This is a genomic window from Bacillus sp. Xin1 (assembly GCF_013314535.1).
GTDB lineage: Bacteria > Bacillota > Bacilli > Bacillales > Bacillaceae_G > Bacillus_A.
On record NZ_JABUAE010000157.1, the window covers coordinates 1 to 744 of the forward strand.

At 43.1% G+C, this 744-nt stretch carries 1 protein-coding gene; it reads right to left on the reverse strand.

The window, feature by feature from the left end:
- Positions 1-672 (reverse strand): alpha/beta hydrolase family protein (locus tag HRG09_RS28245; RefSeq protein ID WP_254610210.1); only part of this gene is annotated, 672 nt, incomplete at its 3' end.
- Between the last annotated feature and the right edge of the window lie 72 nt (positions 673-744).

The window sequence follows — 744 nt, forward strand, 5'->3', positions numbered from 1 at the left end:
CCGATTAGGAAGAATCAGCAGGTCAAAGTCTTTGTTTTCTTTAATCAAAGCATTTGCCATTCGCATGGTTAAAGCGGGAGGGACATTATCATCCAGGTCTCCTGTTGCCAAAAGTAACTTTCCATTTAGGTTCTTAACCAATCTAGTATTATCTTGTTCACGGTATAGTTCTGAATTGAAAAGCCCTTGAAATCGTTCTCCCCAAGCTGCTAAGTATAAGCGTTGATCATGGTTCCCGCATCCTGACACAGCCACCTTATACACATCCGGATAAGCCAGTATAGCTCGAGCGGCTGCATATCCCCCTCCAGAATCGCCGTAAATGCCTACTTTCTCTGAATCTACAAAAGGATACTGTTCCGCAAGTTGCTTAATAGCTGCCACATGATCTTCAAGGCCTGCAGACCATTCCAGCTTCCCATCAGAAAAATCATGAAAATCCTTCGACCTATAAGGAGTACCTCTTCCATCCATTAGAATAACAGCAAAACCAAGCTGTGCAAAAGATTGAGCACCGCCCACTTGATCAACTGGTAGCCCTAATCTATACTCCCCCCCCCAAGTAAATTCTTTCGGTGTGTGAGTTATTTGAGGGCCCCCATACATATAATCTAGGATGGGATATTTACAACCTTTGTTTATTTTTGCAGGAGGAATCAGTATTCCGTACAAATCCGTTATCCCGTCGGCAGCCTTGACAGTGAAACGCTTTGGAATTTGATATCCATTTGATAAGAGAAGTTG